Below are 21,987 nucleotides of genomic sequence, written 5' to 3' on the forward strand. Positions count from 1 at the left end.
AGTGGAACCTATTGCTTATGTTGGCATTGATATTCAATTTACTCGATTAACAGATGAGGATCGTGAACGTGGCTTAGTATTTTTATATTTATATGATTTACCCTCTGTTGATTTAACAGCCTATGCAGGAATAATTATCACAAATCATGTAGAAGAACAATTTCTACTAGAACATAAAAAGATTTTAGATGAATATTTGCTACACGGTGGTGTGATCTTTTCACTGACAGAAATATCCTTGCCATGGTTAGCAAATGTAGCTAATTGGAAGCGCTCTCCTATTCCATTGAAAGATCGTGAAATTATGATTGAGCAATCTAATTGTTCTTTATTTAAAGGGATAGAGCCCTATGATATTAATTATCGAAAAGGTGTACGGGGCTTCTTTTCTCGGGGTTATTTTGAAAAAGTACCTGCACATGCGGAAGTGTTAATTACAGATCAAAGCGGTGTACCAATACTTTATGTTGACCGACATTCAACAAATGGCACCATTTTTGCAGGAGCAGGCACCGATATTTACAAGGTTTTTATTAATGAAGAAAATACATCGAAAAAGCTTAGTATGCAAATGCTAGATTGTATTCGTGAGGAAGCTAACCGCAATTATGCAAGTGGAGGTATGGGCGAATGATAGGGATTGTGACGAATGGCTTACCATTTCAAAATCGTTTTTTTGCAGAGCAAGAATTTCATTATTTATATGATGAAGTGCTACATATTCGCCACTTACATCAATATGATTTAACAAAGTATGACACACTTATTCTATCTTGTCGCTTAGATATCCGTTCTTTAAAACGGTATCAGTCACAATTACTGAAATTTATTAATGCTGGCAAAAGGCTGATTATTTTTGGTGAAATATTGGATTGCTGGTTTCCGACAATTGATTGGGAAGATTCTGAAGTCAATTTTAGTTGGTGGGTGAGAGATGGCGGTGATTTACCGATGAAAATGCAAAATAATGTGCATCCACTTTTCAAATACGTCACATTACATGATATGAAATGGCATTATCACGGTTCTTTTTTACCGCCTCAAGGAGCGCAATCGTTATTAGATATTCCAAATGGACGATCGTTATTTTATGTGGATAATGTGAGCTTTAATGGAGAACTAGTTGTCACTACACTTGATCCGATGTTTCATATCGGATTAGGTTTTATTGATCAATCAAAGCCGTTTTTACATGGGATTGCAAAATGGTTAAGAGAGGAAGAAAAACATTGAAAAAGTATGGACTTGTCGCTGCTGCAGCACTAACAATGTTGTTGGCAGCTTGTAATAATAATAACGAAGAGACGCAAAATAAAACTGAGCCTCAGGTGGAGGAACAATCATCAGAGTTGCAAACGACTAAGGAAGAAAAGCTTGTAGTTGACCAATTAGGACGTGAAGTAACAGTACCAAACTCGATTGAGCGTGTTGTAACGGGAGGCATTCTTCCATACTTCTCTACTTGGTATGTAGCAACAAATTCTACAAAGGAAATTGTTGGTATGCATCCGAATTCGTATAATGCAGCAAAACATTCGATGCTAGGTAAAATGTCTCCAGATGTTTTAAAGGCTGATACGTCATTTATTCAGAATGGCGAAGTCAATGTCGAAGAATTAATGAAAGTAAATCCACAATTATATATTGAGATTGCAACAGATGAGAAATCGATTAATAAAGTAACAGAAGCAGGCATCCCAGTAGTGGCACTCAAGGCAATTGATGCGGCTGCGGCAGAGCCATTAGCTACATTTAATAGTTGGTTAGAAGTAACAAGCCAAATAACTGGTACAACAGAACGTGCCAATCGCTTCCTAGAGGAAGGGAAAAAAGTACAAGCTCAATTAGATGAAAAATTAAAAGCAATCGAAGAAAAAGACAAGCCTCGTGCAATGATGTTGTTTAGACATAATGAAAAGTCGATTACAATTGGAGGGAAAAACTTCTTTGGTAACCAATGGCTCAATGCGACTGGAGCAATTGATGTAGCTGAAAATGATATACAAGGGCAAAAAGAAGTGAATATGGAGCAAATTTATGCTTGGAATCCTGATATTATTTTTATTACCAATTTTACAGAAACACAACCAGCTGATCTACTTGAAAACAAGGTAGATGGACAGGATTGGAGTCAGGTAAAGGCAGTACAGGAGGGTAAAGTTTATAAGATACCATTAGGGATTTATCGTTGGTTCCCACCTAGTGGTGACGCCCCATTAATGTTAAAGTGGTTAGCGCAAAAAAATCATCCTACATTATTTGATTATAAAATAGAGGACGAGATTAAAGCATATTACAAAGATTTTTATGAATTTGATGTGACAGATGAAGATATTCAAGCTATTTTAAATCCATCATCAGAAGCAGCTAAATATTAAGGAATGATTGGTAAATGCAAAACTGGAAAAAGATTATTATATGGTTCCTACCCCTGGTAATTGCCATCATTTCCCTTGGTGTAGGGCGCTTTGAAGTTGGCATCGAGCAGATATTAAAAATTCTTGCTTCACAGATTTTCCCTATAGAACCGACCTGGACAGAGATGGAAGAAACGGTTATTATCAATATTCGCTTGCCACGTATTCTTCTCGCATTGTTAATTGGTGGAGGTTTGGCTATTGCAGGTGCTAGCTTTCAAGGAATGTTTGGTAATCCCCTAGTATCACCAGATATTTTAGGTGTTTCTGCGGGAGCTGGCTTTGGTGCTTCTCTTGGAATATTATTGTTTGGGCAAAATTTTGCTACACAGATAATGGCATTGCTTTTTGGATTAGGTGCCATTGGCTTTACATTTTTAATTGCCGGCGCACGCAAAAATGCCCCTATATTTATGTTTGTCTTAGCGGGTGTTATTACATCGGCACTGTTTAATGCGCTTATTTCGTTAACTAAATTTGTAGCTGATCCAGAAGAAAAGCTACCTGCCATTACCTATTGGCTGATGGGAAGCTTAGGAACAGTTACTTATAAAGATTTATATATAGGCGGACCATTGATTATTATCGGTATGTTAATACTTTATTTCCTAAGGTGGCGATTAAATATTTTAACCCTCCCAGAGGATGAGGCAAAATCAATGGGAATTTCCGTAGTGCCTTTAAAATGGATGATTATCTTCGGTGCTACATTGATTACTGCGGTATCTGTTGCGGTTGCAGGAATTGTTGGCTGGGTTGGTTTAATTATTCCACATGTTGCTCGTATGCTTGTGGGGAATAATAATCAGCATGTACTACCAATGTCGATTGCTATAGGAAGTATGTATTTGTTAGTAATTGATAATTTAGCACGTTCTATAACAGCAACAGAAATACCTTTATCCATTTTAACAGCGATTATAGGCGCACCATTCTTTGCTTATTTACTGCGTAAATCTGGAGGTGGATGGGCGTGATAATTGAAGTGAAAAATGGCAATTTTTATTATGAAAAGCGTCATAAGAAATCTCAAAATCTTTATATGAACAATATTAATTTTACACTGGAAACAGGACAGATTATGGCTATTCTTGGTCCTAATGGTGCTGGAAAGACAACAATGCTTAAATGTATTACAGGGTTACTAGAGTGGAAGCAGGGAGAAACCTATATAGATGGCAAGCCATTGTCTACTGTCAAGCGTAAGGAGCTTTGGCAACGTATTGGCTATGTACCGCAAGCTCATAAAATGGTATTTGGTTTTACAATAGAAGAGCTTGTTGTAATGGGACGAGCCCCTTTTATTAGTACATTAGCCCAACCATCAAAAAAAGATTTAGAAGCGGCACATTTGGCACTAGATACAATTGGTATTGTCCATTTAGCCAAAAAATCATGTAATGAGGTAAGTGGTGGGGAGTTGCAATTAGCTTTAATAGCACGTACATTGGTTGCCAATCCAGAAATACTTATTTTAGATGAACCCGAGTCCCATTTGGATATTCAAAAACAAATAATTATTTTACAAACAATTAAGCAATTAGCAAGAGAGCGTGGCATTTCTTGTATTATTAACACGCATTATCCTAATCATGCCTTTTATTTAGCTGATCGGGTTCTAATGACGGCAAAGGATAAGGATGTTGTATATGGTACTGTACATGAAATAATGACAGAGGAGAGAATGCAGTCGTTTTTTGGTATAGAGCTAAAAAAAATACTATATGAGGAAGAGAATTATGTAGTAGAAACGATGGTACCACGTGCATTAGGTGCAGAAAAATAAGAACGAAAATAATAGTCAGCATGTAGTTGTTTTCTAACTACATGCTATTTTACCGTATTTGCTTGATGCGTGAGTCAGCTACATAAAAGGTTACAAAGAAAATGGTAAGCAATTATTGATGGGAAAGATTTGGTAGTGGTATTGGCTTCAAATATTATTTCTATCATTTACAAGCTCCTTTGATTATTCTGAATAATCGATAAATGCTATAATGATAGCATTGTAGAAAGTAAGGGAGGATTTCATAATGGAGCTTAATTTAACAGGGAAAGTAGCAATCATAACAGGATCGAGTAAAGGAATTGGCTATTACACGGCCATGCAGCTTGTCAAAGAGGGGGCACAGGTTGTTCTATGCGCACGTGGGGAAAAACAGCTGCAAGTGGCTGCTGGATGTATAAAAAATGAAACAGGCGTAGATGTTTTAATTGTTCCAACTGATATTACAAAAGAAAAAGATTGTAAGTATCTAATTGAGCGTACTGTCGAACATTATGGACGTGTTGATATACTTATTAATAATGCGGGTACAGCTTCAGCAAATCCCTTTGAATCGGTGAGTAGTGAGCTGTGGCAAGCAGATTTAGATTTAAAGGTATTTGGAGCTATTCATTGTTCAAAATATGCTGCGCCATATATGCGTAAGGCTGGGGGCGGTGCAATTGTTAATGTGACAGCCGTGATGGCTAAAACTCCACCTGCAAGCTCACTTCCTACTACTGTGAGTCGTGCTGCAGGGCTTGCGTTGACAAAAGCGATGAGCAAGGATTTAGGGAAGGATAATATTCGAGTAAACTCTGTATGTATAGGACTTATTCGTAGTGATCAAATCGAAAAGAAATGGAAAAAGGAAGAACCAAATTTATCGTGGGAAGAATATTCTCGTAAAGTGGGGCAAGCTATTCCACTTGGTCGTGTAGGTGATACGCAAGAAGCCGCAAACGTTATCACTTTTTTAGTATCTGATGCGGCAAGTTATGTTACAGGAACTGTTGTTAATATTGATGGTGGCTCTGGTCACGCATTATAAAGAGGCTAATATTTTTGAAGAAAAGAAATTTTAATGATTGCCAATTAAAATATGATAAGACAATTTCTATATGTATCTTATTGATTATGAAGAAAGCCTTGCGCTTTCTTCTTTTCTATTGTTTTTCTAAAATTATAATAGACAGAAAATTCCTACAGATGTAGAATGAACGATATAGGGGGTGAAAAGTGGCGAAATGTTGAACGAAAATTTTGCTGCGTTGTTGTTACGAGTTGTTCGGATAATTGTTCAAATAGGGATACTTACTATTTTCTATTATATGGGGGTAGGCATTGTTTCTTATTTGCACATTCCTCTTCCTGGAAGCGTCATTGGATTACTGTTATTAGCACTTTCACTCAATTTTAAACTAATTAAGGTCGAATATATACAAGATGGAGCGGGCTTTTTAATTGGCATCTTAACGTTGTTTTTCATTCCAGCAACTGTAGGTGTTATTGATTACCCAGAACTCATGACAATCACTGGTCTACTTATTATTTTAGCAGTTATTGTTAGTACGTTAATCTCTATCTATGTTACAGGATTGCTGACACAACTCATTGAAAAAAGAGAAATAGCGAAAAAAGAAAGCTCGAAAACTACGGTGGAAGAAGGAAAGGGGGAGTTAACTGTTGATTGAAGCAATTGTTGTTCTTAGCACCATTATCCTGTTCATTTTATTTACAAAGCTCTATCAACGATTTCCTCATCCTATCATGATTCCCTTGGTCACCACTACGATTGTCAGTGCAGTGATCTTACTTGTTTTTGATATTCCATATACAACTTATATGGAAGGTGGGGAATGGCTCCAGAAAATGCTTGGGCCAGCTGTTGTGGCACTTGCATATCCTCTCTATAATCAACGAGCCATTATTATGAAATATAAGTATTCTATTTTATCAGGGCTTTTAATCGGCATGATAACAGGCTTAGTGACCATTTTTGTGTTACTAAAATGGATTGGTGTAACATCTAGCTGGATGCTGACGGCCTTACCTAAATCGTTAACAACGCCTGTTGGGATGCAAGTGAGCGAAACGATTGGTGGCATTCCCCCTTTAACAGCTGTTTTCGTCATGATTGCAGGGTTTGTAGGGGCCATTATCGGACCATTAGTCATTAAGTATGGCAAAATCGACTCTGCTGTTAGTAGAGGTGTGGCAGTAGGTAGTGCTTCACATGGCGTAGGTCTTGTAAAATTAAGAGAATATGGGGAACAGGAATTATCAGTTGGTTCCTTATCAATGGGCTTAACGGCTGTTATCGGAGCATTCTTCTGTCCTTTATTTGTATATTTATTTTTATAATACAATTGTCGCTTCGTGTAAAAAGGAGTTGTCTCAAAAACTATTTGAGACAACTCCTTTAGCTTTTTTCAATAATCAATTGAATGGTGTGGGCTAGTCCTGTGTGGAGCGTTCCTTCATGTCGAAGCTGTTCGCCTGTAAAAAAATGGATTATTTTATGTGTTTGACACCATTCCAGGACATTTAAAGGGTTATATAAAAAATCAAGCTGTTGTGGACCACCTGAGGCATACGGGAGTTGATAAATGGAATATAACTCCATTATGATTCGTCCTCCTGGTTTGACTGAATCGATAATTTTTTGTATAACAGTTCGTTGTTGCATGACTGGAAAATGTCCAAATACCATAATAGCTGCATCATATTTATTCACAGGAAGCTCATCCAGCAGTAAATCGGCTAGCACGGTTTGAACTGTAACATCGTGTTTTAATGCTAATTGTTCAGTTTTTTGAAGACCACTTTGTGCATAATCATAGGCAGTGACAGTATGTCCCTCTGAGGCTAAAAAAACAGCATTACGTCCTTCACCCTCTGCATAAGCAGCGATAGTAGGGTAATCCTTCAAATAATATACATAATCTTGAATAAAGGCATTTGGATGTTCTCCATAAACATATTCTGTACTTTGAAAACGTTGATCCCATGTATTCATTTAGCTCACTCCCTTTTCTTTATTATAGATAATAGTAGAGATATTGTAAAAGCAACTAATCGTTGTGAAAATGAAAAAAAAATTCTCACATAATATTCAATTACTATCTATTATGTAATGGAGAGAATAACCACAATTCACTCAGAACGAAAAGGTTTTTAGTGAGTATAATTTCCATATTCAGATCTACTCTCTTCTATGTTTTATAAATGAAAAAGCTAGCCCTTTTTATTGAAGAGCTAGCTTGGATTTTTTAGAAAATTGGCTTACGTTCTTTGATAACACGAATTGTTTTTAATGTTGTATCTTCGGGTCCTTGAACTGGTAAACCTGCTTCAATATTCATTTGAATATAATGAATATTTTCTTGTGTTATTATTTCCCCGGGAATAAAAATAGGAATTCCAGGAGGATATACCATAATAAATTCTGCACAAATACAGTTATCTGCTTCTGCAAGAGGCACGACTTCTGTATCTGCATAAAAAGCATCACGTGGTGACATGGCAAGTGCTGGAATTTCTGGTACATTCACTACAGCCTCTGTTATAGCTGCTTCAGAATCAAATGCTTTTGACATACGAGTTAGTGCATTCACTAAAAGATTAATTTCCTTTTTTGTATCTCCTAAAGTCACTAAACATAAGATATTATAAAGGTCAGACAATTCTACTTCAATATTTGCATTATGACGCAACCATTCCTCAGCTCGATGACCAGAGATACCTAAATCTTTCACACTAATAAGAAGTTTTAATGGATCCATATCATAGGTCGCAGATGAGTGTAATTTTTCCTTACCTGCACATTTTAAATGCGGTATTTGATTGATGCGTTTACGAGCATCCTTTGCTAAACGCAGTGCATCGTCGATTAAATCGTATCCATGAATGGCTAGCTGACGTCGAGCTGTGTCAAGTGAAGCAAGTAACGGATAGGATGTCGATGTAGTTGTTAACATAGAAAATACAGCTTGTACACGTTTTGCAGAAACAAGACCTTCACGTACATTTAAAATAGACGTTTGTGTCATGGAGCCACCAAGCTTGTGTACGCTTGTTGCTGCCATGTCAGCACCTGCTTCCATAGCTGAATATGGTAAGTCATCATGGAATTTTATGTGTACACCGTGTGCTTCATCTACTACTACCGGAATATTACGGTCATGAGCAATCTCAACAATACGTTTTAAATCAGCAGTAAAGCCAAAATATGTCGGATTAATCACAAGTACTGCCTTTGTATCTGGATAAGCATTCAACGCTTTTTCAACAGCTTCTGGAGATATGCCATGCGAAATCCCATATTCGCTGTCGACTTCAGGATGAATAAAAATTGGAATGGCACCAGCGAATACGATCGCTGACATAATAGATTTATGAACATTCCGTGGCACTAGAATTTTATCACCTGGACCGACGACGGTCAGAATCATCGTCATGATGGCGCCACTAGTACCTTGAACGGAAAAGAATGTATGATCAGCACCAAAGGCTTCAGCTGCTAGGGTTTGGGCTTCTTTTATAGCACCCTTTGGTGAATGTAAATCGTCTAGTGGAGCAATATTAATTAAATCAATTGATAAAACGTTGTCGCCGACGAATTCTCGGAAAGCAGGATCCATTCCTTGCCCTTTCTTATGGCCTGGAATATGGAACTGAATGGGATGTCTGTTCCGATGTTTTAGTAATACGTCGAACAATGGAGTCTCTAATTGTGACAACGCAGGTACCACCTCACTTTATAATATCTAAGAAAACAAATGAATTATAGCACCTAACGACACGAAAAAATAGGCTTTTCCTAAAAAATAAAAGGATTTTTTTCAGGATATCGAGAAAATAGTATTGAACGAAAGGGGAGGTACTATGAATTGGAATACACGGGTGACGGATCTTTTACAGGTTAAATACCCAATTATTCAAGGAGGATTGGCTTATTTAGCCTACGCTGATTTAGCAGCAGCTGTGTCGAATGCTGGTGGTCTAGGTCAAATAACGGCCATGAGTTTACGAGATCCCGATTTGTTACGAGCAGAGATCCATAAAGTACGAACATTGACTGATAAACCATTTGGTGTGAATTTTGCGATTGGTATGCATGGTACAGGCTATGAGGATATGGTGCGTGTTGCTGTCGAAGAAAAAGTTCCTGTTGTAACAATGACGGGAGGAAATCCAGCACCTATATTTGATTTGCTGGCAGGCACGGACATAAAAAAATTAGTCCTTGTAGCTGCTCGTAGACAAGCTCAAAAGGCTGAGCAGCTAGGAGCAGATGCTGTGATGGTTGTGGGTCAAGAGGGCGGCGGTCATTTGGGACGTGATGATGTAGGTACAATGGTACTTGTTCCTCAAGTAGCTGATAGTGTGAAAATTCCTGTCATTGCTTCTGGAGGAATTGGCGATGGTCGGGGCTGGATGGCGGCTCACGCGCTGGGAGCTGAAGGCATTGAAATGGGCACTCGTTTTATAGCAACACGAGAATGTGTCGATGCTTCAGAGGCTTATAAAGAGGCGCTACTTGCAAGCACGGAGGCCGATACAACTATTATTAAGCGTTCTATTGGTGCACCAGCTCGAGCTTTACGCAATGAATTTACGGCTAAGATTTTAGAAATTGAAGAAAAAACACCAACATATGAGGCGTTGAAAGAATATATAGGTGGTTCAGCCAACAAGCGTTTTATTTATGACGGTGATAAGAATCAGGGCTTTGGCTGGGCTGGGCAGGTAACAGGAATGATTCACGATATCCCAACCGTTGAAGACCTCATCAAGCGAATGGTTGCAGAAGCTGAAAGTATACGGTTAAAATGGGGGCAATAACGTAAAGGTGGTTTTGTCGAATGGAATATTCTTATCCGTTTTCAACTGATTGGTCCACAGAGGAGATTGTGGATGTTGTTCAATTCTTCGAGGGGATTGAGAAAGCTTATGAAAAGGGCATCAAGCGTGAAGTCATGCTGGCTAAATATCGACGCTTTAAAGAGATTGTGCCTTCCCAAGCACAGGAAAAGTCAATATTTCGTGAATTTGAAGAGGCAAGTGGCTATATTAGCTATCCTGTCGTAAAGCAAACAAAGGAAGCCGAAGATGGGATGATCATAAAAGTTGCCCCTAGAAACGGTCGATAAAAAAGTGGATGTGAGGTCAACTCACATCCACTTTTTATTTTTTTGTGTTAAAAAACGACATTTTGCATAAACTACATCAATAAAAAACTTTATAAGGTGAACTTAACCACATTTTTTAGTGGGGCTATTTTCCAACAATAACGTTGTAAAGAGGAAGTAAGCTGTTAAATGTGTCTTCTGTTAATTGTTGTAATTCACTTGCTGTTAGTTTTGTTGCTTGCTCTTTTTGAATGTGACGGCCAATTAAGAACTCACCCTTTTTGACATCTCGTAAGCGGATAAGCAGGTCTTCAAGCTTGTCTTCTTTTGCCTCTCCGAGAGAAATGGCCTCTGGGGACATATGGTCTCCTGATACAATAAAATCATCTGGAAGCTGCTCAATTAAAGGTTTATGAGCTAGTAAACGCTCAGCCATAACATTTTTTTGTGGCGCTTCATAAATAATAGCTAAAACGATGAATAAATGTGTGTGCCATAGACCAATCTGAAAGTGAGGCAATGATTTATAACCTCTTTTATAGGGGGCGAAGGCAACCCAGCTATCTTCTGGCGGGTTAACAGTTCTTCGAGCATGTTTAGCAACATGTGGGAAGAATTCTTCACCTAAATGGCTGGAGAAATATGCAGAAAAATCTTCTCCTAGCTGATTAAATTTTGGACGTACATCCACATTTAAAGCATCCATTCTTTGTTCTAAACCGTCTATTGTAAAAACCTTAAAATCTTTGTTTGTCCACTTTATTTTTGGCAATTTTATTTTACTCCTTTCGTTTTATAAGGTTTATTTTACGCTGAATTTGGGAAAAAATCTTATAACAAGAACTTTATCAAATTAGAAAAGTTTTTGTAAAAAAATTAAAAAAAGGAAGTGTTTTTATGAAACCGATCGTAAAAATTATACGTAAAGTTGACATTGAAAAGCAATATGAGCATATTTTACAATTAGAATTAGATTATGAATTAGCTTCACTCTTTGCAGCAATGAATGAAAAAAATGACACTGAAATTGAAAAAAGTAAAAAACGTCTGGCAGAAATTCAGATGGAACTTGAAAGTTTTCACGCCTATGCGTAATCAAAATCTAATACCCATTTAAAAAATCACTTGCTGAATATTCCGACAGCAGGTGATTTTTATTGTGACAAAGGGTAAAATAGAAATTATATCATAAGGTAGTACTAGGTTTTATATAGCAAAAAAGTTATGAAGTAGTGGGAAAAGGTATTATGGACATACGGGAGCGAGAAATATAGAAGGCCTTTTCTTATATTCGAAGGGTGGGTTATTAGTGGATTTACAACAAATTGATGAATTTGCAAAAGATATCATTTTTGAAGCTGGGAGACGTATTCGAGAGGCTTTTTCGTATAATCTAGTTATTGAGACAAAATCAGGTGCAAATGACCTTGTTACCAATATTGATCGAGAGACTGAATTATTCTTTATTGAGCAAATTAAAGCTTTTGATCCAACCCACAAAATCTTAGGGGAAGAAGGAATGGGCGAGCAGGTTAAATCGCTTGATGGTGTAGTTTGGATTATTGATCCGATTGATGGCACGATGAATTTCGTCAAACAGCATCGTCATTTTATGATTTCGATAGGTATTTTTGTAAATGGCGTAGGAAAGTTAGGTTACATATTTGATGTCATGCGAGAGGATTTGTTTAATGCCATCGAAGGTCAAGGAGCATGGTATAATGATTCACCATTGCGTAAACTACAGTCTGTTACAATGGAGGAGTCTGTTATTGGGATTAATGCACATTGGGTAGCACCTAATCGACATATTCACCATGAAAAGGTGATAGATATGGTTCGTAAAGTTCGAGGTACACGGTCCTACGGCTCAGCAGCAATGGAAATTGCATTTGTGGTTAGTGGTAAATTAGATGCCTATGTCTCTATGCGTTTAGCACCATGGGATATTGCAGGGGGTACCATCATTGCTCAGGAAGTTGGAGCAGTTGCTACAAATTTACATGGTGAGGGCTTTGATTTCCTTCATCAGGATACGTTTATTATCGCCAATCCGGCTATTCATAAAGAATTATTAGAAAAATATATAGTGCCATATGAATAAAAAGGAGCCGTCTATTTACTAGACAGCTCCTTTTTATGTTGCTTAAAGTAATCCTTGCGCACGTAGTTTACGTTTCATTTTAAAGGCTGTCATGAAAATGACACAAGTAGCCACAATACCAGCTATTGCACCAAATACACTACTAGCTGCAACAGAGTAACCGATAGCACACATTGCTAATACAGCAGCTAATGCGTAGATGGCCATTACGATTTTTGCACGATTCATAGCCTAGCCTCCTATATAAAAAATTTGTCGATTAAATATATTTTTTAGAATGATGGAAATTCTAATAAGGACATTTCTATCCTTCTTGTGCTATAATATCACAGTTAAACATTCGAAAAAAGAATATGGAGTGGAATAATGACAAACTTACGTCAAGATCTTCGCAATATCGCAATTATCGCCCACGTTGACCATGGTAAAACTACCTTAGTCGACCAATTACTAAAACAATCAGGTACATTCCGTTCAAACGAACGTGTTGAAGAACGTGCAATGGACTCTAATGATATTGAACGCGAACGTGGTATTACGATTTTAGCTAAAAATACAGCAGTAAACTATGAGGGAACTCGTATCAACATCCTTGATACGCCTGGACACGCTGACTTCGGTGGTGAGGTAGAACGTATTTTAAAAATGGTAGACGGCGTTTTACTAGTTGTCGATGCGTATGAAGGTTGTATGCCTCAAACACGTTTCGTATTGAAAAAAGCATTGGAACAACGCCTAACACCAATCGTTGTTGTTAATAAAGTAGACAAAGATTCAGCTCGTCCACTAGAAGTAGTAGATGAAGTGCTAGAATTATTTATCGAGCTAGGTGCAGATGATGATCAATTAGACTTCCCTGTAGTTTATGCTTCAGGTGTAAATGGTACAGCTTCCTTGGATGCGGATCCGTCTAAACAAGAAGAAAATATGAAATGTCTATTCGAAAAAATTATCGAGGCTATTCCAGCACCAGTTGATAACTCAGAAGACCCATTACAATTCCAAGTAGCTCTACTTGACTATAATGACTTCGTTGGACGTATCGGAATTGGTCGTGTATTCCGTGGAACAATTTCTGTAGGTCAACAAGTTGCCCTAATGAAATTAGACGGTACAGTGAAAAACTTCCGTGTAACGAAAATCTTTGGTTTCTTCGGTTTAAAACGTGAAGAAGTAGAGACAGCAAAAGCTGGTGATTTAATCGCCGTTTCAGGTATGGAAGATATCAACGTTGGTGAAACAGTTTGTCCTGTTGAGCACCAAGAAGCGCTTACACCATTACGTATCGATGAGCCAACTTTACAAATGACGTTTTTAGTAAACAATTCTCCATTCGCAGGTCGTGAAGGGAAATGGGTTACTTCTCGTAAAGTAGAAGAGCGTTTACGTGCGCAATTACAAACGGACGTATCTTTACGTGTTGAAGATACGGATTCTCCAGATGCTTGGACAGTTTCAGGTCGTGGTGAGCTTCACCTATCAATTCTTATCGAAAATATGCGTCGTGAAGGTTTCGAATTACAAGTATCTAAACCGCAAGTAATCGTGCGTGAAATCGACGGTGTAAAATGTGAACCATTCGAACGCGTTCAAATCGATGTTCCTGAAGAAAATGTTGGTTCAATTATTGAATCGATTGGTACACGTAAAGGTGAAATGCTTGATATGGTGAACAACGGCAGTGGTCAAGTTCGTTTAACGTTCTTAGTACCAGCGCGTGGTTTGATCGGTTATACGACTGAATTCATGTCTATGACAAAAGGTTTCGGTATCATCAATCATACGTTTGATTGCTACCAACCATTACTACCAGGTAAAATTGGTGGACGTCACCAAGGTGTACTAGTTTCAATGGAAACTGGTAAATCAACAACTTATGGGATGATGCAAATTGAAGACCGTGGTACACTGTTCTTAGAGCCAGGTACAGATATTTACGAAGGTATGATCGTTGGAGAAAATACTCGTGACGCTGATATCACTGTAAACATCACAAAAATGAAACAAAAAACAAACATCCGTTCAGCAAATAAAGACCAAACGAATGTTATTAAAAAACCACGTATTTTATCTTTAGAAGAAGCGCTTGAATACCTAGGCGATGATGAGTACTTAGAAATCACACCAGAATCTATTCGTCTGCGTAAAAAAATTCTTGATAAAAATGAACGTGAGAAAGCAGCGAAAAAATTACGTAACGCAGAACAATAATTTTCCGCTGACATGAAAGGAAGAGGAGTCTTGGATATTAAGTCCGCTTTATTGGGTGAACTAAATGTTATTCAAGTTGCTGCACAGACAAGTTCCGATGAAACAACAAGAGTTTATGGAAGAATGGCGGGTATAACTAGATTTTTATACGAAAATTTACCAAGCTATGAAATTGCAGGCTATGTTGTATTTCTTCTTGTATTTGCACTTTCTGCCATTGTCTATAAGTTAGGCTTTGCCAAGAAATTAAAACTATCTCAAAACATTATTATTTATGCGTTCCTATTTTTAGGTTGTATCATGCTTACGTTTTTCGCCCTATTCTTGCCAATGATCGAAGGTTTGATCGTAGCGGCCTTAATTTTAATCGTTTATAAAACAAGATTATGGCGTGAAAAAAGAGAAGAGCAACAAGCCACTAATCAGTAACAATTACGTACTTTGTAATAAGAACTTTTTATCGTGTGATAAACAGTCTTAGCGATTTTTAAGCTAAGGCTGTTTTTTTGTATGTATATCTTCTCCTCAAAATTTGTACGCCTGCTAAAAAAACACTACAAGCATCCATTTTTTCCGTTAGAGGGGAGAGTCTTCTACTTTTTTAGCACCAAAATATTACTGCTTCAAAATAAATTGATAGGCACCGAAATCTCCTTATGTGAATAAGTTAATGTCGATAGGCTTATTTTCATCATATCAAGGAGGAAAGGGAATGCGTTGGCTTACAAAAGGTTTATTATTAGGTGTCATTGCTTTGTTACTCCTTTCTTTGACGGCATGTAATAAAGCAGAGCTAGAAAAAGTCAAAGTAGGAGAAGTAACTCGTTCAATTTTCTATGCGCCTCAATATGTAGCGCTTGAGAAGGGATTCTTCGAGGAGGAGGGTCTTTCTGTTGAGCTACAAACGATTGCAGGTGGCGATAAAACGATGACGGCGTTACTGTCAGATGGAATTGATATAGCTTTAGTTGGGTCGGAGACGTCTATTTATGTCACATTACAAGGTGCTAATGATCCCATTCAAAATTTTGCACAGTTAACACAAACGGACGGTACCTTTTTAGTGGCAAGAGATAAGATGGATAATTTTTCGTGGGATCAATTGGAGGGCTCAACATTTTTGGGGCAACGTAAAGGTGGTATGCCACAAATGGCAGGTGAATTCGTGTTGAAAAAACATGGCATTGACCCTGTAAATGATTTAACGCTCATTCAAAATATTGATTTTGCTAACATTGCTACAGCCTTTGCATCAGGTACTGGTGACTATGTACAATTGTTTGAACCTACTGCAAGTGTCTTCGAGAAAGAAGGAAAAGGTTATATTGTAGCTTCGTTTGGAACAGAGTCTGGTAATCTCCCTTACACATCCTTTATGTCCAAAAGTAGTTATTTAAAGGATGAAGCTACAACTGTTCAAGCTTTTACAAATGCATTACAACGAGCACAGGATTTTGTACAAAATGAGAGTGCTGCTGAGGTAGCAAAGATTATTCAACCGTATTTTGAAAATGTAGATATAACGATAATTGAAACAGTCATTGAGCGGTATAAAGCACAAGGCTCTTATGCCACTGACCCAATCCTTGATGAAGGGGAGTGGGATAACTTGCAAACAATTATGGAGGAAGCAGGTGAACTTCCTCAACGAGTGGAGTATGAAAAACTTGTGAACACAACCTTTGCCAAAAAGGCTGCTGAGTAATATGGAATTTTTACAGCTGGAGAATATTCACCATAGTTATTTTTCAAGCACACAGGCAAAGGAAGTATTACGTGATATCAGTTTAGCCATTCATGAAGGAGAATTTGTTTCGTTTATTGGGCCGAGTGGCTGCGGTAAAACCACATTATTATCAATCATTGCAGGATTATTCCCTGCAACTGAAGGCAATGTCTATATAGATGGTGAAAAGCTATCAGCAAGTAATCAATCTAGTATTGGCTATATGCTTCAGCAGGACTATTTATTTCCTTGGAAGACCATTGAAGAAAACGTCACAATTGGCTTAAAAATAATGGAGCGTAGCCATAAAACACATAAAGTAACTGCCAATGCGTTGTTACAGGAAGTAGGATTACCTCATGTGGGAAACAATTATCCTCGAGAATTATCTGGAGGTATGAGACAACGTGTAGCACTTGCGCGTACCTTAGCTGTAAATCCTAAAATTTTACTATTAGATGAACCGTTTTCTGCGTTAGATTATCAATCGAAATTAAAGCTTGAGGATTTAGTGGTGGAAACTTTAAAAGCTTATAAAAAGACCGCTATTCTTGTGACACATGATATTGGCGAGGCAATCGCGATGAGTCAGCGTGTATTTCTATTTTCAGCAAACCCAGGGACAGTGCACAAGGTGTTTGAAATACCTAAAGCCCTTAGTGATCTATCACCTTTTGATATAAGACAGCATCCAGCCTATTCAGATATTTTCCAAACTATTTGGAAGGAGCTGGAGAGCCTTGGATAACACATTATTTAAACAATATCAGCAATTGTTAAAAAAAGAAAAACGCTTCGTTCGATTATATCAGCTTATTATTCTCCTTATTTTCTTTGGGGGATGGGAGCTACTTTCAAGACTAGAATGGATTGATCGTTTAATTTTTAGCTCACCAACTCATGTATGGCATACATTTATTGAAAAAGTCAGTGATGGGTCTTTAACATTGCATGTTAGTGTTACATTAATGGAGACCGTGATTGGCTTTATAGCTGGGACTTTATTAGGAACATTGATAGCTGTTGTCTTGTGGTGGTCTCCACTCCTATCAAAAGTACTCGATCCATATTTAGTGATTTTAAACGCGATGCCAAAAGTTGCACTTGGTCCGATTTTGATTGTTGCGCTCGGTCCAGGTTATTTTTCCATCATAGCCATGGGTGCCTTAATTTCCATCATTATTACAACCATAGTAGTATATACAGCATTTAAAGGTGTCGATCCAAATTATAGTAAAGTGTTACAAACATTTGGGGCAACAAGATGGCAAATCTTTCGTGAGGTCATTTTGCCAGCCTCATTTCCTACGATCATTTCAACCTTGAAAGTGAATGTTGGCTTATCATGGGTAGGGGTTATTGTAGGGGAATTTTTAGTAGCTTCAAAAGGACTCGGTTATTTAATTATCTACGGCTTCCAAGTATTTAATTTTAACCTTGTTCTTATGTCACTTTTAATCATTGCCTTTTTTGCAACCATTATGTATCAAGTGGTGGAGCTGATTGAAAAGATAATCATAAAGAATAAGGCATAAGGTGAAGTGGCTCCTAAATTGAAAAAATGAAAGCGAGGTTTATCTCAGCATTGTGAGATTCCTCGCTTTTATCGTTATGGAAAATTGCTATTGCATGATATGTACAATATCTTCAAAAGATAAGTTCTCTGTTGCAATGTCATCCGTAATTTTTCCAGATTGTAATTTAATAATTCGATCACATGCTCCTGCAACAAGCTCATAATCGTGGGTAATAACAAGAATATGGCAGTTTCTTTCCTTAAGTTGCTGAATAATCTCGATTACACGCTGTAGATTAAAACCATCTAATCCTGATGTTGGCTCATCCAAGATGAAAATAGAGGCGTGTTGCATTAAGCCAATTGCCAACACAAGGCGTTGTTTTTCACCGCCTGAAAGTGTTGCAGGATGTTGGTCCTTTAAGTGCCATAGTTTTAATGATTTTAGCAAATCTTCGGCATATTCTAAAGTTTCCTCTCTTAATGGTTTATTTAATAATAGCTCGTTCCATACACTGTCAGTAAATAATTGATAAACTGTATCTTGCATAACTAGCCAAACATCCTCTAAACGCTTCTTTGCATTTTTTACATCACCGTGGATACGGATTTCTCCTTTTTTTTCTTTAATAAGTCCAGCTATAGTACGAGCAAGTGTTGTTTTACCTGCCCCGTTCTGACCAATTAGAGCACATACCTCACCACTTTGTAAATGTAATTGTAGGTAATCCAAAGCCTGAATCTTATTATAGCTAACGCATAAATTCATACTTGTTACGACAGGCTCTTTACCCCTAGAAGGTATAGTTTTTTTATATCCATTTGTAAGTGAGGGAGAACGTAAACCAAATTGCTGCAATTGTTGAGCAGATAATGCTAGTAATTGCTCTGGACTATATTCCCACTGAATTTGACCATCTTCCATATAAATAATACGATCCGCTAAAGACATCAGGTAGTACAGACGATGTTCAGCTACAATGATGGTTTTTCCACTTTTTTTTAGGCGGAGTAGTTCATTTTGTAGGATATTCGTTGCCTGTAAATCAAGATTAGCAGAGGGTTCATCCATTACATAAATTAGTGGCTCTATCGCTGTTGCTGCAGCTATGGCTACCTTTTGCTTTTGTCCACTTGAAAGTGAATGCAATGATTGATGTTTTATCATATTTAAAGTCATCTGCTCACAGACATCTTCAACTCGTCTAGCAATAGTTTGTTGGTGTATCCCATGATTTTCAAGCTCAAATGCAATCTCATTATAAACATTAGCTGTAAAAAATTGTGCTTTAGGATCTTGAAAGACACTTCCCACCCATTGGCTTAAATGCCACATTGGTAGATCTAAAAGAGATGTATGGTTAATTGTAACCTGCCCATGTAATTGACCATCATAAAAATGTGGTATTAAGCCATTAATAATACGGCTTAATGTTGTTTTTCCTGACCCAGAAGGACCGGTTAAAACGATAAATTCACCTTCATTAATGGTTAAAGATATATTTTTAAGCAAGGGGTTTTCCGAATTATATTGAAAGTTAACATTTGTTAAGGCAATCACTTGTAATTTCCTTTCGTAATGGTTCTTTTGTTTCGTTATTAAATAAATGGAATTAGTACCATGCATAATAGTAGTAGTATGGCAAGGTAATCATAGTAACCAAATTGTATAGCGTACACGCTGCTTTTTTTTGTTGGTGCATCAATTCCCCTTGTAGTAGCTGCAGCACTTAAATCATCTGCTAATTTAATTGTTCTCATGAGTAAAGGGACGATTGTATATTCAAATAATTGCTTTGGCTTTATCCAATTTTTTATCTGCATATAGGAAATACCTCTGATTTTGGCATGTTCATTGATAATTTTTGATTCCATCCGTAATATAGGAAAAAAGCGTAAAGCAACAGTAAATGTTAGAAGTATGCTATTAGGTATAGCTAACTTTTGTAGACTGGCTAGTAATTTTCCAACAGGTATCGTGCTTAAAGATGAAGCAATGATAAGTGTTGGTAATAATTTGATTGAGATAAATAGTAAAAAGCTAAAGACATTAAAAATAGATTGCGGATTTAATTGGATTAAGTAATAAAATATGCCGATTAAGCCTCCCATGAAAAGCCAAGTAAAAAAATGTGTGTATAAGCCCTGTAATAATAAGGTTATTAATGCAAGTAAAATAAGTAATATCGTACTTTCTACAGTGATAAATAGAGCAATGATACTGCAAAGTAATAACATGAAAAATTGTATACGAGCATCAAACTTCATATGCAATCACCATTAGGACTGATAGCTAATATAGCCGGCCTTTACAAAATGCTTGCTTAAAATACCTTTTGAAATCATACAGCCTAACCAGGATAAGAAAAAGGAAGCGGCAAGCCCAGATGCCATCCAAAGTGGAGAATAAGCATATTCAAGAATACGATCAATGAAGGATTTTGTATATTTCATACTTTCGAAAAACTCAGTTCCTAGTACATAAATCATAACAAAGGCGCCAGAGCCAAATAAAATACCGTAAATTCCATAAGCAACAGCCTGCCTTTTAACTTGACGATATTGTGTACCATCGCCACTTAACAGAGTCAATTCACCAACAATACCTGCAACTATAAAGAATGGTAGCATCAGTGGTGCGCCCATCAACGTATAGATAAAGCCTGTAACCGTAGCCATAAGTAATAGAGTACCTTTTTTGCCTACTCGAATTGCCATCAATAAATACACAATACTTGAAAAGAATAAACAAATACCTGACATGTAAGGATAGATGTAAAGCATGATCGGACTTAAAATAATACTAATTACATTATGAATAATGTAAATTAAAATAGTATACAAACCAATTGTAATCAAATCTTTTGCCTGCCATTTGGACGTCTTCATACCTAATAACCTCGCTTCTAAATTATTTTTCTAAATGATAATATTTCTCAATTAAGCAAGCTACCCCATTACATAAGAAAATTGCTCCAAAAGAAAAAATATATATTCATTTTTAAAGTTGGCAGTATGCAGCTTCCTTTTATATAATTGAGAGTAATTATCATTTAGGAGGTACGAGATGTGTGAAAATATTCTATCTAAATGTTACGCTCTTTCAACTAACGTCAAGCATATACGTCATACTTGGCTAGGTACACAATATGTCATACAACAGCCCAGTGGTAGTGGATTGTTACAGCATTGTATGGTAGAGCCAGGAATTGAAATATCTATTTTTCGAGATTGTACGTATAAAGTAGAAGCAGGTAAAGTTCCTTATCATCAATGTCACTTAATTGAAATTACTTCTTTGGTAAAGGGGCTAGGGAAAGTGCGCTGTAGGAATAGTGATGAATGGATGGTTTTTAGCCCACATGATTTACTATTTTTTAATTTTTCAAAACCACTGCCATATTATGATTTTATTTGTGAGAATTTAACAGGTATTTCAGTTTGTATGGATGTAGAAGTGATGCGTAAATCTCTATGTAGTGATAATGGAAATATATTAGAGGAATGGAGAAATTTTGTTCAGACCATTTTTTCAGAAAATGGTCATATTTATAAACAAGAAAGTACACCCATTCATCAAATGTTAACGAAACAATTATTAGGGAATTTTGAAGAGAATATGTTAAATCAATTATTAATAAAGACCAAAACATTGGAATTTTTAACACATAGTATTAATCAAAATTCTAGTAGTGTATGTACAAATACATTGGCTTGCTGTCACGATTCAAGAATTCATCAAATAAAGGAACAAATTGACAAGGACTATTGTAAATCTCTTCAAGTAAAAGCTTTAGCTCAGACATATCATATAGCTTTAGCTGATTTACAAGTGGGCTTTAAAAATATCGTTGGTTGCACAGTATACCGTTATATTCAAAAAAGAAGAATGGCAAAGGCTGCAGAACTATTACAAGACACAACTATACCTATATTGGCTATTGCATTAGAGGTTGGTTATGATAATCCGAGCAAGTTTACGACCATTTTTAAACGTACTTATTTAGAGACGCCATTACAGTATCGAAAAAAATTTAAAAAATAACACATGTCTTTGAACAAAACGAAAGCTGTCCATTTTAACTTGTTGTTAAATGGGCAGCTTTTTGGATTG

At 36.9% G+C, this 21,987-nt stretch carries 25 protein-coding genes; 18 read left to right on the forward strand and 7 right to left on the reverse strand.

What is annotated here, in order from left to right; translation table 11 throughout:
• Position 1 precedes the first annotated feature (1 nt).
• The 8 genes from MHB65_RS04365 (at position 2) to MHB65_RS04400 (ending at position 6,546) form a co-directional block, all read left to right on the forward strand.
• Positions 2–634, forward strand: a complete 633-nt coding sequence (locus MHB65_RS04365; RefSeq protein WP_342442609.1) for a hypothetical protein — start codon at positions 2–4, stop codon at positions 632–634.
• Entirely contained in the window at positions 631–1,233 is a 603-nt protein-coding gene (locus MHB65_RS04370) for a hypothetical protein (protein ID WP_205441673.1), read from the forward strand. The genes MHB65_RS04365 and MHB65_RS04370 overlap by 4 nt, the downstream gene beginning before the upstream one ends.
• A complete protein-coding gene (locus MHB65_RS04375) occupies positions 1,230–2,378 on the forward strand; it encodes an ABC transporter substrate-binding protein (protein WP_342442610.1) in 1,149 nt (382 codons plus the stop codon). Before MHB65_RS04370 ends, MHB65_RS04375 begins: the two co-directional genes overlap by 4 nt.
• 14 nt (positions 2,379–2,392) lie before the next feature.
• Positions 2,393–3,394: an iron ABC transporter permease gene (locus tag MHB65_RS04380; protein WP_205441677.1), complete on the forward strand. Its 1,002-nt coding sequence runs from the start codon at positions 2,393–2,395 to the stop codon at positions 3,392–3,394.
• On the forward strand, positions 3,391–4,203 hold the full coding sequence (locus MHB65_RS04385) for an ABC transporter ATP-binding protein (RefSeq protein ID WP_342442611.1): 813 nt from the start codon (positions 3,391–3,393) through the stop codon (positions 4,201–4,203). Before MHB65_RS04380 ends, MHB65_RS04385 begins: the two co-directional genes overlap by 4 nt.
• A 247-nt stretch (positions 4,204–4,450) precedes the next feature.
• On the forward strand, positions 4,451–5,233 hold the full coding sequence (locus tag MHB65_RS04390; protein ID WP_342442612.1) for an SDR family oxidoreductase: 783 nt from the start codon (positions 4,451–4,453) through the stop codon (positions 5,231–5,233).
• A 196-nt stretch (positions 5,234–5,429) separates the two neighbouring features.
• Positions 5,430–5,876 carry a CidA/LrgA family protein gene (locus MHB65_RS04395; RefSeq protein ID WP_342442613.1) on the forward strand — a complete coding sequence of 149 codons (447 nt, stop codon included), beginning with the start codon at positions 5,430–5,432 and terminating at the stop codon, positions 5,874–5,876.
• Entirely contained in the window at positions 5,869–6,546 is a 678-nt protein-coding gene (locus MHB65_RS04400; protein WP_342442614.1) for an LrgB family protein, read from the forward strand. The genes MHB65_RS04395 and MHB65_RS04400 overlap by 8 nt, the downstream gene beginning before the upstream one ends.
• Before the next feature lie 58 nt (positions 6,547–6,604).
• Here MHB65_RS04400 and MHB65_RS04405 read toward each other — a convergent pair whose 3' ends face one another.
• Together MHB65_RS04405 and MHB65_RS04410 are read right to left on the reverse strand one after the other, a co-directional pair.
• Positions 6,605–7,201: a class I SAM-dependent methyltransferase gene (locus tag MHB65_RS04405; RefSeq protein WP_342442615.1), complete on the reverse strand. Its 597-nt coding sequence runs from the start codon at positions 7,199–7,201 to the stop codon at positions 6,605–6,607.
• Positions 7,202–7,454: 253 nt separating this feature from the next.
• On the reverse strand, positions 7,455–8,924 hold the full coding sequence (locus MHB65_RS04410; protein ID WP_342442616.1) for an aminotransferase class I/II-fold pyridoxal phosphate-dependent enzyme: 1,470 nt from the start codon (positions 8,922–8,924) through the stop codon (positions 7,455–7,457).
• Positions 8,925–9,069: 145 nt separating this feature from the next.
• Here MHB65_RS04410 and MHB65_RS04415 point away from each other — a divergent pair, with 145 nt between their 5' ends.
• Both MHB65_RS04415 and MHB65_RS04420 read left to right on the forward strand, forming a co-directional pair.
• Positions 9,070–10,029: a nitronate monooxygenase family protein gene (locus MHB65_RS04415; RefSeq protein WP_342442617.1), complete on the forward strand. Its 960-nt coding sequence runs from the start codon at positions 9,070–9,072 to the stop codon at positions 10,027–10,029.
• A 20-nt stretch (positions 10,030–10,049) separates the two neighbouring features.
• Positions 10,050–10,337, forward strand: coding sequence for a UPF0223 family protein (locus MHB65_RS04420; protein ID WP_205441699.1), 288 nt, complete (start codon positions 10,050–10,052; stop codon positions 10,335–10,337).
• A gap of 124 nt (positions 10,338–10,461) precedes the next feature.
• On the opposite strand, the gene MHB65_RS04425 is transcribed toward MHB65_RS04420, so the two are convergent.
• On the reverse strand, positions 10,462–11,088 hold the full coding sequence (locus MHB65_RS04425) for a DUF1054 domain-containing protein (RefSeq protein ID WP_342442618.1): 627 nt from the start codon (positions 11,086–11,088) through the stop codon (positions 10,462–10,464).
• A gap of 125 nt (positions 11,089–11,213) precedes the next feature.
• Here MHB65_RS04425 and MHB65_RS04430 point away from each other — a divergent pair, with 125 nt between their 5' ends.
• Both MHB65_RS04430 and MHB65_RS04435 read left to right on the forward strand, forming a co-directional pair.
• Positions 11,214–11,411: a hypothetical protein gene (locus MHB65_RS04430; protein ID WP_205441703.1), complete on the forward strand. Its 198-nt coding sequence runs from the start codon at positions 11,214–11,216 to the stop codon at positions 11,409–11,411.
• 214 nt (positions 11,412–11,625) lie between these two features.
• Positions 11,626–12,420, forward strand: a complete 795-nt coding sequence (locus tag MHB65_RS04435; protein ID WP_205441705.1) for an inositol monophosphatase family protein — start codon at positions 11,626–11,628, stop codon at positions 12,418–12,420.
• 42 nt (positions 12,421–12,462) lie between these two features.
• On the opposite strand, the gene MHB65_RS04440 is transcribed toward MHB65_RS04435, so the two are convergent.
• Complete coding sequence (locus MHB65_RS04440; RefSeq protein ID WP_205441707.1) at positions 12,463–12,648, reverse strand: DUF5325 family protein; 186 nt, start codon at positions 12,646–12,648, stop codon at positions 12,463–12,465.
• Between the two features lie 138 nt (positions 12,649–12,786).
• Between MHB65_RS04440 and typA the strand changes: the two genes are divergently transcribed.
• The 5 genes from typA (at position 12,787) to MHB65_RS04465 (ending at position 17,892) form a co-directional block, all read left to right on the forward strand.
• Positions 12,787–14,631 (forward strand): translational GTPase TypA, encoded by a 1,845-nt coding sequence (typA, locus tag MHB65_RS04445; protein ID WP_205441715.1) that lies wholly within the window; start codon positions 12,787–12,789, stop codon positions 14,629–14,631.
• 30 nt (positions 14,632–14,661) lie between these two features.
• Positions 14,662–15,060: a YlaH-like family protein gene (locus MHB65_RS04450; protein ID WP_036125369.1), complete on the forward strand. Its 399-nt coding sequence runs from the start codon at positions 14,662–14,664 to the stop codon at positions 15,058–15,060.
• 283 nt (positions 15,061–15,343) lie between these two features.
• Positions 15,344–16,336, forward strand: coding sequence for an ABC transporter substrate-binding protein (locus MHB65_RS04455; protein WP_342442619.1), 993 nt, complete (start codon positions 15,344–15,346; stop codon positions 16,334–16,336).
• Position 16,337: 1 nt separating this feature from the next.
• Entirely contained in the window at positions 16,338–17,105 is a 768-nt protein-coding gene (locus MHB65_RS04460; protein ID WP_342442620.1) for an ABC transporter ATP-binding protein, read from the forward strand.
• Entirely contained in the window at positions 17,098–17,892 is a 795-nt protein-coding gene (locus MHB65_RS04465; protein ID WP_342442621.1) for an ABC transporter permease, read from the forward strand. Before MHB65_RS04460 ends, MHB65_RS04465 begins: the two co-directional genes overlap by 8 nt.
• Positions 17,893–17,979: 87 nt before the next feature.
• On the opposite strand, the gene MHB65_RS04470 is transcribed toward MHB65_RS04465, so the two are convergent.
• The 3 genes from MHB65_RS04470 to MHB65_RS04480 are packed head-to-tail and all read right to left on the reverse strand — an operon-like array spanning position 17,980 to position 20,762.
• The gene (locus MHB65_RS04470; RefSeq protein ID WP_342442622.1) at positions 17,980–19,434 is read right to left on the reverse strand and encodes an energy-coupling factor ABC transporter ATP-binding protein; all 1,455 of its coding nucleotides are present in this window, start codon (positions 19,432–19,434) and stop codon (positions 17,980–17,982) included.
• A gap of 38 nt (positions 19,435–19,472) precedes the next feature.
• On the reverse strand, positions 19,473–20,141 hold the full coding sequence (locus MHB65_RS04475) for an energy-coupling factor transporter transmembrane component T (protein WP_342442623.1): 669 nt from the start codon (positions 20,139–20,141) through the stop codon (positions 19,473–19,475).
• 12 nt (positions 20,142–20,153) lie between these two features.
• Positions 20,154–20,762 (reverse strand): MptD family putative ECF transporter S component, encoded by a 609-nt coding sequence (locus MHB65_RS04480; RefSeq protein ID WP_342442624.1) that lies wholly within the window; start codon positions 20,760–20,762, stop codon positions 20,154–20,156.
• 178 nt (positions 20,763–20,940) lie between these two features.
• On the opposite strand from MHB65_RS04480, the gene MHB65_RS04485 reads away from it, so the two are divergent.
• Positions 20,941–21,918 (forward strand): AraC family transcriptional regulator, encoded by a 978-nt coding sequence (locus MHB65_RS04485; protein ID WP_342442625.1) that lies wholly within the window; start codon positions 20,941–20,943, stop codon positions 21,916–21,918.
• The last annotated feature ends 69 nt before the right edge of the window (positions 21,919–21,987 follow it).

It is taken from the genome of Lysinibacillus sp. FSL K6-0075, from assembly GCF_038592945.1.
Classification (GTDB): domain Bacteria; phylum Bacillota; class Bacilli; order Bacillales_A; family Planococcaceae; genus Lysinibacillus; species Lysinibacillus fusiformis_F.

What these genes read in the sequence shown, in the direction of transcription:
- MHB65_RS04430 (WP_205441703.1), top strand. Translation starts at nt 11,214, where the DNA reads ATGAAACCGATCGTAAAAATTATACGTAAAGTTGACATTGAAAAGCAA.
- MHB65_RS04370 (WP_205441673.1), top strand. Translation starts at nt 631, where the DNA reads ATGATAGGGATTGTGACGAATGGCTTACCATTTCAAAATCGTTTTTTT.
- MHB65_RS04455 (WP_342442619.1), top strand. Translation starts at nt 15,344, where the DNA reads ATGCGTTGGCTTACAAAAGGTTTATTATTAGGTGTCATTGCTTTGTTA.
- typA (WP_205441715.1), top strand. Translation starts at nt 12,787, where the DNA reads ATGACAAACTTACGTCAAGATCTTCGCAATATCGCAATTATCGCCCAC.
- MHB65_RS04390 (WP_342442612.1), top strand. Translation starts at nt 4,451, where the DNA reads ATGGAGCTTAATTTAACAGGGAAAGTAGCAATCATAACAGGATCGAGT.
- MHB65_RS04480 (WP_342442624.1), bottom strand. Translation starts at nt 20,762, where the DNA reads ATGAAGACGTCCAAATGGCAGGCAAAAGATTTGATTACAATTGGTTTG.
- MHB65_RS04460 (WP_342442620.1), top strand. Translation starts at nt 16,338, where the DNA reads ATGGAATTTTTACAGCTGGAGAATATTCACCATAGTTATTTTTCAAGC.
- MHB65_RS04420 (WP_205441699.1), top strand. Translation starts at nt 10,050, where the DNA reads ATGGAATATTCTTATCCGTTTTCAACTGATTGGTCCACAGAGGAGATT.
- MHB65_RS04440 (WP_205441707.1), bottom strand. Translation starts at nt 12,648, where the DNA reads ATGAATCGTGCAAAAATCGTAATGGCCATCTACGCATTAGCTGCTGTA.
- MHB65_RS04395 (WP_342442613.1), top strand. Translation starts at nt 5,430, where the DNA reads ATGTTGAACGAAAATTTTGCTGCGTTGTTGTTACGAGTTGTTCGGATA.
- MHB65_RS04415 (WP_342442617.1), top strand. Translation starts at nt 9,070, where the DNA reads ATGAATTGGAATACACGGGTGACGGATCTTTTACAGGTTAAATACCCA.
- MHB65_RS04405 (WP_342442615.1), bottom strand. Translation starts at nt 7,201, where the DNA reads ATGAATACATGGGATCAACGTTTTCAAAGTACAGAATATGTTTATGGA.
- MHB65_RS04485 (WP_342442625.1), top strand. Translation starts at nt 20,941, where the DNA reads ATGTGTGAAAATATTCTATCTAAATGTTACGCTCTTTCAACTAACGTC.
- MHB65_RS04475 (WP_342442623.1), bottom strand. Translation starts at nt 20,141, where the DNA reads ATGAAGTTTGATGCTCGTATACAATTTTTCATGTTATTACTTTGCAGT.
- MHB65_RS04380 (WP_205441677.1), top strand. Translation starts at nt 2,393, where the DNA reads ATGCAAAACTGGAAAAAGATTATTATATGGTTCCTACCCCTGGTAATT.